Here is a 15,651-nt window from a genome sequence, read left to right on the forward strand (position 1 = left end):
CTTCCCCCAAGGGACTTTCACCCTCAAGCAATCGCCCATGCTGGGCGCACAACGGCCGTGGGGCCCGCTTGCACCGGGCCCCACGGCGTAGGTCGTGAGGTGGATCAGGCGTTCTGCTGCTTCGGCTCCTCGCCCGGCTGGTCGGTGACCGTGCGGTTCAGGACGGCGGAGTGGCCGATCACCGTGCCCGGCTTGCCCAGGTCGCCAGGCTCGACGATGACCTCGCGCTCGCCGAGGAAGTCGTGGGTCTTCGGGTCGAAGATCCACTCGGTGCGGGTGCCGCTGTCCACGTGCGCCACGGCCACGCCGTGGCGGCCCGAGGCGTCCACCGAGTCGTCGACCGCGGTGACGCCGGGGATCTTGGCGGCGGCGCGGTAGAGGGCGGCGCTGACGGCCGGCGGGGCGAGTTGCTCGCGCAGCAGGTCCCCGATGGTCGTGAAGGCCTCCTGGTCCGGGGTGTGGCCCTGGCCCTTGGTCTCGGCGTAGATCTTCTTCAGCAGCGCGTCCGGGTCGGTCGGCAGCGCGGCCAGGTACTGGTAGGTGGGCGCGCCCAGGCCCGGCCTGCCGATCGGGTCGAGCCAGAGGCCGCCGTCGGGGCGCGGCGTGGGGCGGGTGCCCCCCTCCTTGCGGGTGTCGGCCCCGTAGGACTTGCCCTCCTCCTTCAGCACACCCCACTGGCCGCCGTCCACCGAGAGCCAGATCTGGCGGCGGTGCGGCTTGTCGACGGTCGTCTCGCCGGTGGCCAGGTTGGTGTCCGCGAAGGACACCAGGCTGTCCACGTAGACGAACTGGTTCTTGCCGGGCTTCGGGTCGGGCTTGCCGGCCGCGGTGTCGGCGGCCTGGGTCAGCAGTTGGACGGCCGCGACCGGGGCGGCGTTCAGAGTGCTGCCGCCGCCCGGGGCCTTCGGCGCGGCGCCGTCGCCGCCTCCCGACAGGACCATCGCCAGCGCCAGACCGCCCGCCAGGGCCGGAACCGCGACCCACCCGAGCTTCCCCCGCCGGCCCCGCGCGGGCTTCGTCTCCCGGATCTCACTCATCAGATGTCCCCTCAACAGCCGGTGGCGGTCGGAGGAGAGTTCGGGCCGCGCCGGCGGCGGCAGCAGCCGGGCCAGCTCGGCACGCTCGTGCTCGTTCATCGGTTCGTCTCCCGTGTCGACCGGGCCGCATCGGTGCGGCCGAACCGTACCTGTCCGGCCCCCGTGCGGAGTTCCCGCCCGTTTCGCAACTCCTCCTCGGCCAGCGCCCGGAGCTTGGTACGGGCGCGCGAGAGTCGCGAACGCACCGTCCCGACCGGCACCCCGAGCGCCTCGGCGGCACTCGCGTAGTCGAGCCCGGCCCAGACGCAGAGGCCGAACACCTCCCGCTCGGCCTTCCGCAACCGGTTCAGCGCCCGCCGCGCGGCGGCGAGTTGGGCGCTGTCGTCCAGCCGCCCGACGAGTTCGTCGGCGAAGTCCGGCACGACGTCCCGGGGCGGCAGCCGCTCCATCGCGGCCTTGTGCCGCCGGGCCGCCCGGGCGGTGTTCCGCAGCACGTTGGCGGCGACCCCGAACAGCCAGGGCCGGACCGACTCCTCGCCCTCCCGCAGCGTCCGCCGCAGCCGCCAGGCCTCCAGGAAGGTCAGCTGGACGACGTCCTCGGCCACCGCCCAGTCCCCGGTGGCCCGCACCGCGTACCGGTACAGATCACCCGCCGCCTCGTCGAACAGCTCCCCGAACGCCCACTGATCGCCATCCCGTATCCGTCCCCGCTGCGACAGTTCCACACCCCCACCTGTCCGCACCGCACGCCCGGGTTCCCGGGATTCCCGGGTTCCCCAGAAAACGCGGCGGGCCCGCGTCCACCAGGACGCGGGCCCGCCGTTCACCGTACCGGCCTCGTCAGCGCATCGACCCCGTGCGGAGCAGGGTGCGGATGACGCGCATCGCGACCGAGAGGCTGGACAGCTCGTAGTTGTCCGAACCCCTTATGTCGTCGAGGGTGCTCTTCGCCCGGTTCAGCAGGGTGGCGTTGAGCTCCGCCCAGGCGGTGTACCGCTCCTCGGGGGTGGCGCCCTCGGGGCCGCAGGCCAGGATGTCGGCGGTCAGCGCCGCGTGGGCCGCGAAGAGGTCCTCGCGGATGGCGGCGCGGGCCATCGACGACCAGCGGTCGCCCCGGGGCAGCTCGATGATGCGGTCGAGCAGGTGGGTGATCTGCAGGCGGTCGGCGAGGTCGTAGTAGAGCTCGGCGACCTGGGCGACGTCCTTGCCGGACCGGTCCGCGACCTCGGTGATGTCCAGGGTCGGGAAGGTCGAGGAGAGGCCCGCGATCCGGGTGGCGAGCTCCTCCGGCACGCCGGCGCCGGCGAGGTCCTCGTTGATGCGCTCGAACCAGGCCAGGTCCTCGCCGCGCAGCGGCTTGGGCAGCGAGCCCCACACCTGGTTGACCCGGTCGTGGAAGAACTCGATGGTGCCGGCGATGTCCAGCGGCTGGCGCCGGTTGTTGAGCATCCACCGGGTGGCGCGCTCGACCAGACGGCGCGAGTGCAGCCGCATCCTGGTCTGCGCCCGGGCCGGCACCCGGTTGTCCAGGCCCTCGATCTCGGACCAGATCTCCTCCAGGCCGAAGACGGCCCGGGCGGCGGTGTGGGTGCGGGCGACCTCCTCGTAGGTCGCGCCGGTCTCCTCCTTCAGGCGGAAGGCGAAGGTGCAGCCGCCGCGGTTGATCGTGTCGTTGACGATCAGCGTGGTGATGATCTCGCGGCGCAGCGGGTGCCGGTCGATCTGCTCGGCGAACCGGGCCCGCAGCGCGCTGGGGAAGTACTCGTGCAGCGCGGTGCGGAAGAACGGGTCGTCGGGCAGGTCGGTGGCGAGCAGCTCGTCGGCCAGGGTGATCTTGGTGTAGGCGAGCAGCACCGACAGCTCGGGCTGGGACAGGCCCCGGCCGTTCTGCTGGCGCTCGCGGATCTGCCGCTCGGTGGGCAGGAACTCCAGGCCCCGGTCGAGCTGGCCGTGCGCCTCCAGGCGGTTGATCATCCGGGAGTGGACGTTGACCATGCTGTGCGCCTGGGCGACGGCGTTGGCCAGCACCACGTTCTGCGCGTAGTTGTTGCGCAGCACGAGGTGGCCGACCTCGTCGGTCATCTCGGCGAGCAGGGTGTTGCGCTGCTTGACCGTCATGTCGCCGTCGGCGACCACCTGGTTGAGCAGGATCTTGATGTTGACCTCGTGGTCCGAGGTGTCCACGCCGGCCGAGTTGTCGATGGCGTCGGTGTTGATCCAGCCGCCGGTGCTGTCCGGGCCGCCGGAGGCCGCGTACTCGATGCGCCCGAGCTGGGTGCAGCCGAGGTTGCCGCCCTCGCCGACGACGCGGGCGCGGAGCTGCTCGCCGTTGACCCGGATGGCGTCGTTGGCCTTGTCGCCGACCTCGGCGTTGGTCTCGGTGGCGGCCTTGACGTAGGTGCCGATGCCGCCGTTCCAGAACAGGTCGACGGGCGCCTGCAGGATCGCCTTCATCAGCTCGGCGGGGGTGAGCCGGGAGTCGGAGACCCCGAGCGCGGCCCGGACCTGCGGGGTGAGCTGGATCGACTTGGCACTGCGCGGGAAGACCCCGCCGCCGGCCGAGATCAGCGACTTGTCGTAGTCGTCCCAGGAGCTGCGGGGCAGCTCGAAGAGGCGGCGGCGCTCGGCGTAGGAGGCGGCCGCGTCCGGGTTCGGGTCGAGGAAGATGTGGCGGTGGTCGAAGGCGGCGAGCAGGCGGATGTGCTCGCTGAGCAGCATGCCGTTGCCGAAGACGTCGCCGGACATGTCGCCGATGCCGACGACGGTGAAGTCCTCGGTCTGGGTGTCGACGCCGAGCTCGCGGAAGTTGCGCTTGACGGACTCCCAGGCGCCGCGGGCGGTGATGCCCATCCCCTTGTGGTCGTAGCCGGCCGAGCCGCCGGAGGCGAAGGCGTCGCCCAGCCAGAAGCCGTAGGACTCGGCGACCCCGTTGGCGATGTCGGAGAAGGTCGCGGTGCCCTTGTCCGCGGCGACCACCAGGTAGGTGTCGTCCTCGTCGTGGCGGACCACGTCGGCCGGGTGGACGACCTCGCCGCCGACCAGGTTGTCGGTGATGTCCAGCAGCGCCGAGATGAACGTCTTGTAGGACGAGATGCCCTCGGCCAGCCAGGCGTCCCGGTCCACCGACGGGTCCGGCAGCTGCTTGGCGACGAAGCCGCCCTTGGCGCCGACCGGCACGATGACGGTGTTCTTCACCATCTGCGCCTTGACCAGGCCGAGGATCTCGGTGCGGAAGTCCTCGCGCCGGTCGGACCAGCGCAGACCACCGCGGGCGACCTTGCCGAAGCGCAGGTGCACGCCCTCGACCTGCGGCGAGTAGACCCAGATCTCGAACGCCGGGCGCGGGGCCGGCAGGTCCGGGATGGCCTTCGGGTCGAACTTCATCGACACGTAGGAGTGCCACGCGCCGGAGCCGTCGTGCTGGAAGAAGTTGGTCCGCAGGGTGGCCTTGATGAGGTGCAGGAAGGAGCGCAGGATGCGGTCCTCGTCCAGCGAGACGACCTCGTCCAGCGCGCCGGACAGCTCCTCGACGATCCCCTCGGTCAGCTCGGCGGCGCCCTGCTGGTGGCTGGGGCTGAGCCGGGCCTCGAAGAGGTTCACCAGCAGGCGGGTGGTGTGGGTGTTGTTGCGGAGCGCGTCCTCCATGTAGTCCTGGGAGAACGTGGAGCCCGCCTGCCGCAGGTACTTGGCGTACGTGCGCAGCATCATCGCCTGGCGCCAGGTCAGCCCGGCGGTCAGGACCAGCTCGTTGAAGCCGTCGTTCTCGGCCTTGCCGGTCCAGGTGGCGGCGAAGGTCTCCTGGAAGCGCTCGCGGGCCTCGTCGGTCAGCTCGACGGCCTCGCGCAGCCGCAGGCCGAAGTCGTAGACCCAGGCGGTGGTCTGGTCGGAGCGGGTCAGCGCGTACGGGTGCTCGTCGAGCACCTCGACGCCCAGGCGCTGCAGGACCGGCAGGACCTCGGTCAGCGAGATCGGGCCGCCCACCCGGTAGATCTTGAAGCGGCGCTCGTCGTCGCCGGCGCCGACCGGCTGGTAGAGGTTCAGCCGGAAGTCGCCCTCGCCGTGCAGCGACTCGATCTGCTTGAGGTCGGCGACGGCGGTGCGCGCGGTGAAGTCGGCGCGGTAGCCGTCGGGGAAGGCGTTGGCGTACTTGCGGGCCAGCTCGGCGGCCTTCTCCTCGCCCAGCTCGATGTGCAGCTGGTCGTTGAAGCCGTCCATCCAGAACCGGGCGGCCTCGGCCAGCTTGGCCTCGATCCGCTCGACCTCGGCGTCGGTGAGGTGCGGCAGCTCGCTGCCGGGGGTGACCCGGACGACGAAGTGCAGACGGGTCAGCACCGACTCGGTGGCGTACACCGTGTAGTCGATGGTGGCGCCGTTCAGCTCCTCCTTGAGGATGTCGGTGAGCAGCAGCCGGATCCGCGTGGTGTAGCGGTCGCGCGGCAGGTAGATGAACGCGGAGAAGTAGCGCCCGTACTCGTCCTGGCGCAGGAAGAGGCGCAGCTTACGGCGCTCCTGCAGGTAGAGCACGCTGGTGGCGATGGAGAGCAGTTCGGAGGCCGGGGTCTGGAAGATCTCGTCCCGCGGGAAGGTCTCCATGATCTGCAGCAGGTCGCGGCCGTCGTGGCTCTCGGTGGAGAAGCCGGAGTCGACGATGACGTCCTGGACCTTGCGGCGGACGACCGGGATCCGGCTGACCGACTCGGTGTAGGCGGCGGCCGAGAACAGGCCGAGGAAGCGGCGCTCGCCGACGACCTCGCCGTTGGCGTCGAACTTCTTCACGCCGACGTAGTCGAGGTAGGAGGGGCGGTGCACGGTCGCCCGGCTGTTGGCCTTGGTGAGGACGAGCAGCTTCTTCTCGTGGGCCTTGGCGCGCACCGGCGCGGAGAGCCGGCCGAAGGCCTCGCTGACGGCGTGGTGCTGGTCGTCGTGGCCGATCGGGTCGGAGCGCAGGATGCCGAGGCCGGTCCCGGCGACGGCCTTGAGGACCTCCTCGCCCTCGTGCTCGACCAGGTCGTACTCGCGGTAGCCGAGGAAGGTGAAGTGGTCGTCGGCGAGCCAGCGCATGAGCTCCCAGGCCTCGCCGACCTCCTGCTCGGGCAGGCCGGCCGGGGGCTGCTCGGCGAGCTCGTCGGCCAGGCGCAGCGCGGAGTCGCGCATCTTGCCCCAGTCCTCGACGACCTCGCGGACGTCGCCGAGCACCCGGCGCAGGCCGGTCTCGATCTCGCGCAGGTCGTCGCGGTCGGTCTCGCGGTCGATCTCGACGTGCATCCACGACTCGACGGTCGCGTCGGCCGGGTACTCGGTGCCGGCCGCCTGGCTGCGGGCGCAGGCGTCGACGTCGAGGATCTCCAGCAGCTTGCCGGTGATGTCACGGCGGACGACCAGCTGGGGGTGGATGACGACGTGGATCGCGCGGTCCTGGCGGGACAGCTCGTTGGTGACCGAGTCGACCAGGAACGGCATGTCGTCGGTGACGACCTCGACCACGGTGTGGCCGCAGGACCAGCCGTTCTCCTCGACCGAGGGGGTGTGCACCCGCACCTCGGCGGTGCCCTGCGGGCGCTTGAGGCCCAGGCGGTAGTGCGAGGCGGCCGCGCCGTAGACGTCGACCGGGTCGCGGTCGACGAGGTCGTCGGGCGCCGTGTGGAGGTAGTAGTGGTGCAGGTACGCGGACAGAGCGCCGTTGCTCAGCCCCTCCCCCGGCGCCGCTCCCCCCACCTGGCTGTTCTCAGCGGCTGCTGCTGCCTTCCTGAGCAGTTCGGCCTTGGCTGCGTCCAGCTTGGTCTGCATGACTTCTTGGCTCCTGTCGCGCGCCGTTGCGTGACTCGGTGGTGGTCTCGGTGTGCACCGCCGGGTCTTCCGCAATCCTGCCGCACCATCCTGCCGAAAAGGAGCCATGGCACGCATGGAACACCTCTGCAGCGGGTAGGACGAGACGTTCGGCCTGCGGAGCCACCCGACGACGCCAGCCAGCCTAACGGGCTCAATCGAAGGTGTCAGGGGACAAGCAGGCGCAAACTTGCAGGAAGAACGGGCCGTCCTGGACAGCTTGTCCAATCACCCTGCCGGTTTGCGCCGAAAGCCGAAACTTCGTGCGGAGACCGTGTGCGGAGCGTGGACGTTCAGCCCATGTGCGGGTGAACGTGGGTGGTCGGCGGCACGAACGTCTCCTTGATCGACCGGGCCGAGGTCCACCGCAGCAGGTTCTGCGGCGCGCCCGCCTTGTCGTTGGTGCCGGACGCCCGGCCGCCGCCGAACGGCTGCTGGCCGACCACCGCGCCGGTCGGCTTGTCGTTGATGTAGAAGTTCCCGGCGGCGAACCGCAGCGCCTCCACGGCCTGCGCGATCGCGTAGCGGTCCTGGGCGACCACCGCGCCGGTCAGCCCGTACGGCGCGCCCCGGTCGACCCGGCCGAGGACGTCCTCCCAGCGGGAGTCCTCGTAGACGTGGACGGCAAGGATCGGGCCGAAGTACTCGGTGCGGAACATCTCGTTGCGGTGGTCCGAGGAGACCAGCACGGTGGGGCGGACGAACCAGCCGATCGCGTCGTCGTACTGGCCGCCGGCCGCCAGCTCCACCGTCGGGTCGGCCTTGGCCCGCTCGATCGCGTCCCGGTTCCGCTCGAACGCGCGCCGGTCGATCAGCGCGCCCATGAAGTTCGACAGGTCGGTGACGTCGCCGACGGCCAGCGCGTCCACCTCGGCGAGGAAGTCGTCCTTGATCCGCTGCCAGACGCTGCGCGGCAGGTAGGCGCGGGAGAGCGCCGAGCACTTCTGGCCCTGGTACTCGAAGGCGCCGCGGATCAGGGCGGCCTTGAGGATCCCCGGGTCGGCCGAGCGGTGCGCCAGCAGGAAGTCCTTGCCGCCGGTCTCGCCGACGATCCGCGGGTACGTCCGGTAGCCGGCGATGTTGGCGCCGATCGTCTGCCAGAGCGACTGGAAGGTCGCCGTGGAGCCGGTGAAGTGCAGTCCGGCCAGCGCCGGATCGGCCAGGGCCACCGCGGACAGCTGCTGCCCGTCGCCGGTGACCAGGTTGATCACCCCGGGCGGCAGTCCGGCCGCCTCCAGCAGCCGCATCAGGTGGTGCGCGGCCAGCGTCTGGGTCGGCGCCGGCTTCCACACCACCGTGTTGCCCATCAGCGCGGGCGCGGTCGGCAGGTTCCCGGCGATCGCGGTGAAGTTGAACGGCGTGACCGCGTAGACGAAGCCCTCCAACGGGCGGTGGTCGGTCCGGTTCCAGACCCCCGGCGAGGAGACCGGCTGCTCCGCGAGGATCCGCCGGGCGAAGTGGACGTTGTACCGCCAGAAGTCGATCAGCTCGCAGGCCGAGTCGATCTCCGCCTGCTGGACGGTCTTGGACTGGCCGAGCATGGTCGCCGCGTTGAGGGTCTCCCGCCACGGCCCGGCCAGCAGGTCGGCGGCGCGCAGGAAGACCGCCGCCCGGTCGTCGAAGGACAGCCCGCGCCACTCCCGCCCGGCCGCCAGCGCGGCGTCCACGGCGGCCCGGGCGTCCTCCCGGGTGGCGTTGCCCAGCACCCCCAGCTTCGCCGCGTGGTGGTGCGGCTGGACGACGTCGATCCGCTCGCCGCCGCCGAACCGCTGCTCGCCGCCGATGGTCATCGGCAGCGGGATCGGCTCGGCCGCCAGCTCGTCCAGCCGGCGCACCAGACGCTCCCGCTCCGGGCTGCCGGGCGCGTAGCCGAGCACCGGCTCGTTGCCCGGGACCGGGACGTCGGTGACTGCGTCGATGGGCATGGCGGGCTCCGCTCCTCGTCACGGCGGCCGGCCCGTTCCGACGACGGGCCCGGCACCCGTCCAGCCTGAGCGGCCCGGGGCCGCCCCGCCCTCCCGGACACGCCAACGGTGGACGTGGCGCGCGCCACGCCCGCCACATCGTGTGGGGTGTCTCGGCGTGCCTCAGCCGGCGAGCCGGCCGGCCAGCTCCACCGCCTCCGCCAGGGTGTCCACCACCGGCACCCCGACCGGCTCCAGCTTCTCCCGGGTGTGCGAGCCGCCGGTGTACAGCACGGCGTGCGCGCCCGCGTTCAGCGCGGCCAGCGCGTCGTCCGCCGCGTCCCCGATCAGCACGGTGCGGGCCGGGTCCACCCACTCGCCGAGCTCCGCGAGGTGCCGGACCAGGTGCTCGGCCTTCTGCCCGCCGGCCGGGCCGCTGCGCCCGTCCACCCGCAGGAACTGGCCGGTCAGGCCGAAGCCCTCGACGATCGGGACCAGCCGGTCGTGCTCGTACATGGACAGCAGCGACTGGCTGTGCCCGGCCGCCCGCCAGGCGTCCAGCAGCTCACGGACGCCGTCGGTGAGGCCGCAGGCGACGCTCAGCCGGTGGTAGTGGTCGTGGAACGCGTCGTCCAGGAGCAGCCACTCGGCGTCGGAGGGCATCCGGCCGAGCAGCCGCTGGTAGAACCGGGGGATCGGGATCTCGTACTGCTCGCGGTACTCCTGCAGCGTCATCGGCCCGACGCCGATGGTCGCGAACGCGGCGTTGCTCGCCCCGAGCACCGCTTCCATGTCGTGGAAGAGCGTTCCGTTCCAGTCCCAGACGATATGAGTGCGCACGGGTGAACGGTAACGCCGGGCGCGGCCGGACCGGTAGGACGGGGCTCACGGGCCCGGCGGGCACCGGCGCGGACCGGCACGGACCGGCGCGGACCGGCGCGGACCGGCACGGACCGGCGCGGACCGGCACGGACCGGCGCGGACCGGCGCGGACGGCTCCGGCAGGCGTCCTCCGGCGGGCGGCGGGGCGGCTCAGGCCAGCAGGGCGGTGATCTCCTGGGTGGCGAACCAGAGCAGGTCGTGGTCCTCGGCGCCGTCCACGGTGAACTGGGCGTCCTGGTCGCCCGCGTCCGCCGCCGTCACCGCCTCGACCGCCGCCGCCACGTCGGCCACCACGTCGCGGTCGGCGACGTCGGCGTGCACCGAGGCCGCCTTGGCCAGCTTGACCGGTCCGGCCAGCACCACGCGCCCGAGCGAGGCCTGGTCCTGGTACTCGTCACCGGGGAACGGCCGCACGGCCGAGTCGGCGATGTCGAGCGCGACCACGACGCGGCGGCGCGGGGCGTCCGGCTCGGCGGCCAGCAGGCGGAGCGAGGACTGGGCGGCCCGGTTGAGCGCCGCGTACTCCAGCTCCTCCAGGTCGTCGCTGACGTACCACTCGCGCAGCGCGGGGGTCACGGCGTAGGCCGCGGACTGGTCCAGCGCGCCGCCCGCGTGCGCCGCCGCCAGGCCGGTCAGGGTGGTGGGCACGTACACGCGCATCGGTGGCACTCTCCGGTTCGTCCAGTGGCGCAGCTTCCAGCGCCCCAAGAATAAGCGCCGGACGCGGCGCCGTGATCACCCGCGCACCGACGGCCCGTCCGCCTGCCGCTTCCAGGGGGCTCAGCGAGGCTCGGCGGGGGTTTCCAGGGCCCGGCGGCAGGTCTCCAGCGCGCTCTCCAGGACGGGGCCGCGGCGGGCCGGGTCCATCATGTTGGGCCCCATCACCGCCAGGTCCGCCGGGGTGGGCGCGAGCAGGTGCACCCGGACGCCGCTCGCCCGCAGCAGACCGGCCTCGCGCAGCAGCTGCCTGGTCACCGCCCGGCGGTAGCGGCCGACCAGCTGGGCGAGCACCCCGCGCGGAAGGTCGCGCCGGCGCCGGGCGCGCGTGGATCCGGACGCGCCCGCGCCGGGCTCCGACCGCCCCGGCGGATCGCGCCGCAGCGCCATCGGGGCCAGCACGTAGACCTCGTCGAGGCCCCGGTCGAGCAGCAGGTCGGCGTTGGTGGCCGACCAGCAGCCGCCGTCCACGTAGTCCGCGCCGCCCACCCGGACGGGGGCGAACCAGCCGGGGATCGCGCAGGAGGCCGTCACCGCCTCGTCGACGCGGGCGGGTGGCGCGCCCAGGTCCCCGAAGACCACCCGGTGGCCGCTGCGGTAGTCCACGGCGACGACCCGCAGCGCCGAGCCCGCCGCCCGGCCCCCGTCCGGCCTTTCCCCGTCCGGCCCGTCCTCGTCGGGCTGGCCGTCCCCGGCCAGGACGGCCCCGTCGAACAGGCCGCTCACCAGGGCGCCGACCGGCTCCAGCGACCCGCGGCCGTGCGGCGCCATCGCCGAGACCATGGTGAGCAGCGGGTACTCGCGCGGGTGCCGCACGGCGTCCCGCAGCAGCCGCGGCGAGCCGATGCCCGCCCGGGGCCGCGGCGGCAGCGCGCCGCCGACCGCCGTGTCGTAGTCGAAGTCGACCCCGGCCAGCGGGCCGGAGGTGATCGGCAGGCCCCGCTGGTGGTCGCGGAGCTGGTCCGCGCCGACCCCGGCGGCCAGCAGCGCGCCGAGGATCGCGCCCGCGGAGGTGCCGAGCAGCACCTCCACGTCCCCCGCCGGGCGGCCGGTGGCCTCCTCGACCGCGCAGAGCGCGCCGATCGTCCAGGCCGCGCCGAGCATGCCCCCGCCGCCCAGCACCAGGCCGCGCCGGGGCGCGCCACCGGTCGGCGGCGGCGCCGGACGCGCCCCGGATACCCATGTCGTCATGCCGGCCGCCTGTCGTCGTCGGGGCGGTACTGGTCGGGGACGGGTGCGCCAGTGGCGACCGACCCGGCTCCGATCTTCGATCCTGCGCGTCCATCCGCCGGGGACGCAACGCCCGTCCCGGCGAATCCGACCGTCCTCTTTCGGGCTTTCCCGCCCTCCCCGGCGCGTCAACCCCGTGCCCACGGGGGTAGCGGCCGACCCGCCGCCGCACGGGGTGGATCACCCGGATAGGTGAACTTTCGGGCGGTCCGGGAGCCCGCCGCAAAGCCGTTGCCGCCCCGCGCGGGCGACCGCTAACAAGGTTCCGTCCGTACCCGCACCAGCACCTGGGCGGCATCGTCCGCCTCGTCCAGGCCCCGCCCGTCCAGCCCGCCCCCGTCCAGGCCCCGCGCCGACCGCCGCTCCGAGGAAGGCCCATGACCACGTGCCCGCACCGCGCCGCTCCGCCCCTCGCCCCGCCCGCCGTGCTGTCGGCGCGCCCGTACCGCTCGCGCGGCACCGCCCGGGACCACCACCCGACCACCGAGCCGCGGCGCCCCCGCCGCCCCCGGGCCGGCTGCGCCGGCGGACCGGGCCGCGACCCGCGGGACGGCCTGAGTGCCCGGTTCGCCCACCGGCTGGTGGAGGTGCTGACCGGCGCCCGGCCGTCCGGCCAGCTGCTGCGTCACACCACCCTGGACTGCTACGGCCAGCTCTCCGCCCTGGTCCGGGCCGGCACGCTGCGCGGGACGCGCGGCGGCGAGCGGCCGCGGCTCGGCCCGGTGCACGACCGCTCGCCCGCGCCGGGCGCCGTCGAGGCCTGTGTCCGGGTCGACCTCGGCAGCCGGCACCACATGGTGGCGTTCCGGCTGGAGCCGCGCGGACCGTCCGGCCAGTGGCAGTGCACCGCCGTGGAGGCCCGGTGAGCCGCCCCGTGCCCCGCCCGTGGGCGTGGCCGTCCCCGCCGCCGTGCGGCCCCGCAGAGCCGTCCGCGCCGCCGTCCCCGCTCCCCTGCGCGGGCCCGGGAACGGCGCCGGGCGCCGCCCCCGCGAGGGAACGGCGCCCGGTCCGGCGGCGGGCCGGTCCGACGAGCGGACCGGCCGGCCCCGCCTCAGCTCTTGCGGCGGCGGCCCTTGGCCGACTTGGCGGCCTTGCGGCGCTCGGCGCGGGTCAGACCGTCGCCCTCGTCCTCGGCGCCGATGTCCTCGAAGTCGCCCTCGACGACACCGCCGCCGACCTCCTCCGAGGGGGCCGTGTAGTGCAGCCGCTGGGGCTTGGGGGCCTCCAGGCCCTTGGCCTTGATCTCCGGACGGGCGGAGTCCTTCTCCAGCTTGTCGAGCATCACCTGGGTGTCCTCGACCGGGACCTCCTCGACCTGCTGCTCGACCTGGACCTCCAGGTTGAACAGGTAGCCGACGGACTCCTCCTTGATGCCCTCCATCATCGCGGTGAACATGTCGAAGCCCTCGCGCTGGTACTCGACCAGCGGGTCGCGCTGCGCCATGGCCCGCAGGCCGATGCCCTCCTGGAGGTAGTCCATCTCGTAGAGGTGCTCGCGCCAGCGGCGGTCCAGCACCGAGAGGACGACGCGGCGCTCCAACTCGCGCATGATCTCCTCGCCGAGCTGGTCCTCACGGGCGCCGTACTGGCCCTGGACGTCCTCCTGGATGACCTTGGTGAGGAACTCCGGGGTGAGGCCCGCGGTGCCGCCGGCCTCCTCCTCCAGCTCCGCGAGGTCCAGGGTGACCGGGTAGAGCTGCTTGAGCGCGGTCCAGAGCTTGTCGAGGTCCCAGTCGTCCTCGAAGCCCTCGCCGGTGGCGGCCCGGACGTACGCCTCGACGGTGTCGTCCATGAAGTGGCCGACCTGCTCCTGCAGGTCCTCGCCCTCCAGGACGCGGCGGCGCTCGCCGTAGATGACCTCGCGCTGGCGGTTCAGCACCTCGTCGTACTTGAGGACGTTCTTGCGGATCTCGAAGTTCTGCTGCTCGACCTGGGTCTGCGCGGAGGCGATGGCCCGGGTGACCATCTTCGACTCGATCGGCACGTCCTCGGGCACGTTGGCCATCGAGAGCACGCGCTCGACCATGCCGGCCTTGAACAGGCGCATCAGGTCGTCGCCGAGCGACAGGTAGAAGCGGGACTCGCCCGGGTCGCCCTGACGGCCGGAGCGGCCGCGCAGCTGGTTGTCGATCCGGCGGGACTCGTGCCGCTCGGTGCCGAGGACGTAGAGGCCGCCGGCCTCCTTGACCTCGTCCTGCTCCGCCTTCACGGCCGCCTTGGCCTTCTCCAGCGCGGCCGGGAACCCGGCCTCGTACTCCTCCGGGTTGTCGACCGGGGTGATCCCGCGCTGGGCCAGCTCGGCCGCCGCGAGGTGGTCGGCGTTGCCGCCGAGCATGATGTCGGTCCCGCGGCCGGCCATGTTGGTGGCGACCGTGACGGCGCCCTTGCGGCCCGCCTGGGCGACGATCTGCGCCTCGCGCTCGTGGTGCTTGGCGTTCAGCACCTCGTGCGGGATGCCGCGCTTGCGCAGCTCCTGCGACAGGTACTCGGACTTCTCGACCGACACGGTGCCGACCAGCACCGGCTGGCCCTTCTCGTGCTTCTCGGCGATGTCCTCGACCACGGCGGCGAACTTGGCCGGCTCCGACTTGTAGATCAGGTCGGGCTGGTCGATGCGCAGCGGGGTCTTGTTGGTGGGGATCGGCACCACACCGAGCTTGTAGATCTGGTGGAACTCGGCCGCCTCGGTGGTACCGGTACCGGTCATACCGGCCAGCTTGTCGTACAGGCGGAAGAAGTTCTGGAGGGTGATGGTGGCCAGGGTCTGGTTCTCGTTCTGGACCTCCACCCCTTCCTTGGCCTCGATCGCCTGGTGCATGCCCTCGTTGTAGCGGCGGCCGGCCAGGATACGACCGGTGTGCTCGTCGACGATCATGACTTCGCCGTTCATGACGACGTAGTCCTTGTCGTTCTTGTAGAGCTCCTTGGCCTTGATGGCGTTGTTCAGGAAGCCGACGAGCGGGGTGTTCACCGACTCGTAGAGGTTGTCGATGCCGAGGTAGTCCTCGACCCGGGTGACGCCCTCCTCCAGGATGCCGACGGTGCGCTTCTTCTCGTCGACCTCGTAGTCGCGGTCGATCTTCAGGCGCAGCACCAGCTTGGCGAAGTCGGCGTACCACTTGGTCGCCTGGTCGGCCGGGCCGGAGATGATCAGCGGGGTGCGGGCCTCGTCGATGAGGATCGAGTCGACCTCGTCGACCACGGCGAAGTTGTGGCCGCGCTGGACGAGTTCGTCCTTCGACCAGGCCATGTTGTCGCGCAGGTAGTCGAAGCCGAACTCGTTGTTGGTGCCGTACGTGATGTCCATCGCGTACTGACGCTTGCGCTCGGCGGGCGTCATGCTGCCGAGGATCACGCCGACCTCGAGGCCGAGGAAGCGGTGCACCCGGCCCATCCACTCCGAGTCGCGCTCGGCGAGGTAGTCGTTGACCGTGATGAGGTGCACGCCCTTGCCGGTCAGCGCGTTCAGGTACGCGGGCAGGGTGCCGACGAGGGTCTTGCCCTCACCGGTGCGCATCTCGGCGACGTAGCCGTGGTGCAGCGCGGCGCCGCCCATGAGCTGGACGTCGTAGTGCCGCTGGCCGAGCACGCGCTTGGCGGCCTCACGGACGGTGGCGAACGCCTCGGGGAGGATGTCGTCCAGCGACTCGCCGTCGGCGAGCCGCTGCTTGTACTCGTCGGTCAGCGCGCGAAGCTCGGCGTCGGTGAGGTTGACGAAGTCCTCTTCGATGGAGTTGACCTGGGCGGCAATCCGCTGCAGCTTACGAAGGATCTTGCCTTCGCCGGCGCGCAGGATCTTGTCGAAGACGGACACGTGAGCGGGCTCCTTGCCTGTATTGGCACTGGACGACTGCACGGCGGATCCACCCCACCGCACGGGCCATCGTATGCGAGGAGCCCAAGGCCCCGGGAGGTGCGTCAGCACGGTATTCCCGTGTCACCCCCCCGAGCACATGCTCCGATAGCCTTCCCCACCGGGACAAACCGGGCAGGTGTCCGGAGAGTTGGACGCGCCGACCCGTTAATCGGATGCTCGGATTCATCGCAGCGCGGAA

General features: G+C 72.3%; 9 protein-coding genes. 1 reads left to right on the plus strand and 8 read right to left on the minus strand.

Translation table 11 applies throughout. The features are described 5' to 3' along the window. Positions 1 to 104: 104 nt before the first annotated feature. The 7 genes from ACFP3U_RS33835 to ACFP3U_RS33865 all read right to left on the minus strand — a co-directional run bounded on the left by ACFP3U_RS33835 (position 105) and on the right by ACFP3U_RS33865 (position 11,557). On the minus strand, positions 105 to 1,136 hold the full coding sequence (locus ACFP3U_RS33835) for a CU044_5270 family protein (protein ID WP_380229597.1): 1,032 nt from the start codon (positions 1,134 to 1,136) through the stop codon (positions 105 to 107). Next, positions 1,133 to 1,762: an RNA polymerase sigma factor gene (locus tag ACFP3U_RS33840; protein WP_380229598.1), complete on the minus strand. Its 630-nt coding sequence runs from the start codon at positions 1,760 to 1,762 to the stop codon at positions 1,133 to 1,135. Before ACFP3U_RS33840 ends, ACFP3U_RS33835 begins: the two co-directional genes overlap by 4 nt. A gap of 115 nt (positions 1,763 to 1,877) precedes the next feature. Further along, the gene (locus tag ACFP3U_RS33845; protein WP_380229599.1) at positions 1,878 to 6,824 is read right to left on the minus strand and encodes an NAD-glutamate dehydrogenase; all 4,947 of its coding nucleotides are present in this window, start codon (positions 6,822 to 6,824) and stop codon (positions 1,878 to 1,880) included. A 332-nt stretch (positions 6,825 to 7,156) separates the two neighbouring features. Then, positions 7,157 to 8,782 carry an L-glutamate gamma-semialdehyde dehydrogenase gene (gene pruA, locus ACFP3U_RS33850; protein ID WP_380229615.1) on the minus strand — a complete coding sequence of 542 codons (1,626 nt, stop codon included), beginning with the start codon at positions 8,780 to 8,782 and terminating at the stop codon, positions 7,157 to 7,159. A gap of 168 nt (positions 8,783 to 8,950) precedes the next feature. Beyond that, positions 8,951 to 9,607 carry an HAD family hydrolase gene (locus tag ACFP3U_RS33855; protein ID WP_380229600.1) on the minus strand — a complete coding sequence of 219 codons (657 nt, stop codon included), beginning with the start codon at positions 9,605 to 9,607 and terminating at the stop codon, positions 8,951 to 8,953. Positions 9,608 to 9,799: 192 nt separating this feature from the next. Further along, positions 9,800 to 10,309, minus strand: a complete 510-nt coding sequence (locus ACFP3U_RS33860; protein ID WP_380229601.1) for a DUF6912 family protein — start codon at positions 10,307 to 10,309, stop codon at positions 9,800 to 9,802. A 120-nt stretch (positions 10,310 to 10,429) separates the two neighbouring features. Beyond that, the gene (locus ACFP3U_RS33865) at positions 10,430 to 11,557 is read right to left on the minus strand and encodes a patatin-like phospholipase family protein (RefSeq protein WP_380229602.1); all 1,128 of its coding nucleotides are present in this window, start codon (positions 11,555 to 11,557) and stop codon (positions 10,430 to 10,432) included. A 416-nt stretch (positions 11,558 to 11,973) separates the two neighbouring features. On the opposite strand from ACFP3U_RS33865, the gene ACFP3U_RS33870 reads away from it, so the two are divergent. Next, positions 11,974 to 12,462: an Rv3235 family protein gene (locus ACFP3U_RS33870; protein WP_380229603.1), complete on the plus strand. Its 489-nt coding sequence runs from the start codon at positions 11,974 to 11,976 to the stop codon at positions 12,460 to 12,462. A gap of 185 nt (positions 12,463 to 12,647) precedes the next feature. Here ACFP3U_RS33870 and secA read toward each other — a convergent pair whose 3' ends face one another. After that, a complete protein-coding gene (gene secA, locus ACFP3U_RS33875; protein WP_380229604.1) occupies positions 12,648 to 15,410 on the minus strand; it encodes a preprotein translocase subunit SecA in 2,763 nt (920 codons plus the stop codon). Positions 15,411 to 15,651: the final 241 nt, after the last annotated feature.

The organism is Kitasatospora misakiensis (genome assembly GCF_042656005.1).
In the GTDB taxonomy this organism is placed as follows: Bacteria; Actinomycetota; Actinomycetes; order Streptomycetales; family Streptomycetaceae; genus Kitasatospora; species Kitasatospora misakiensis.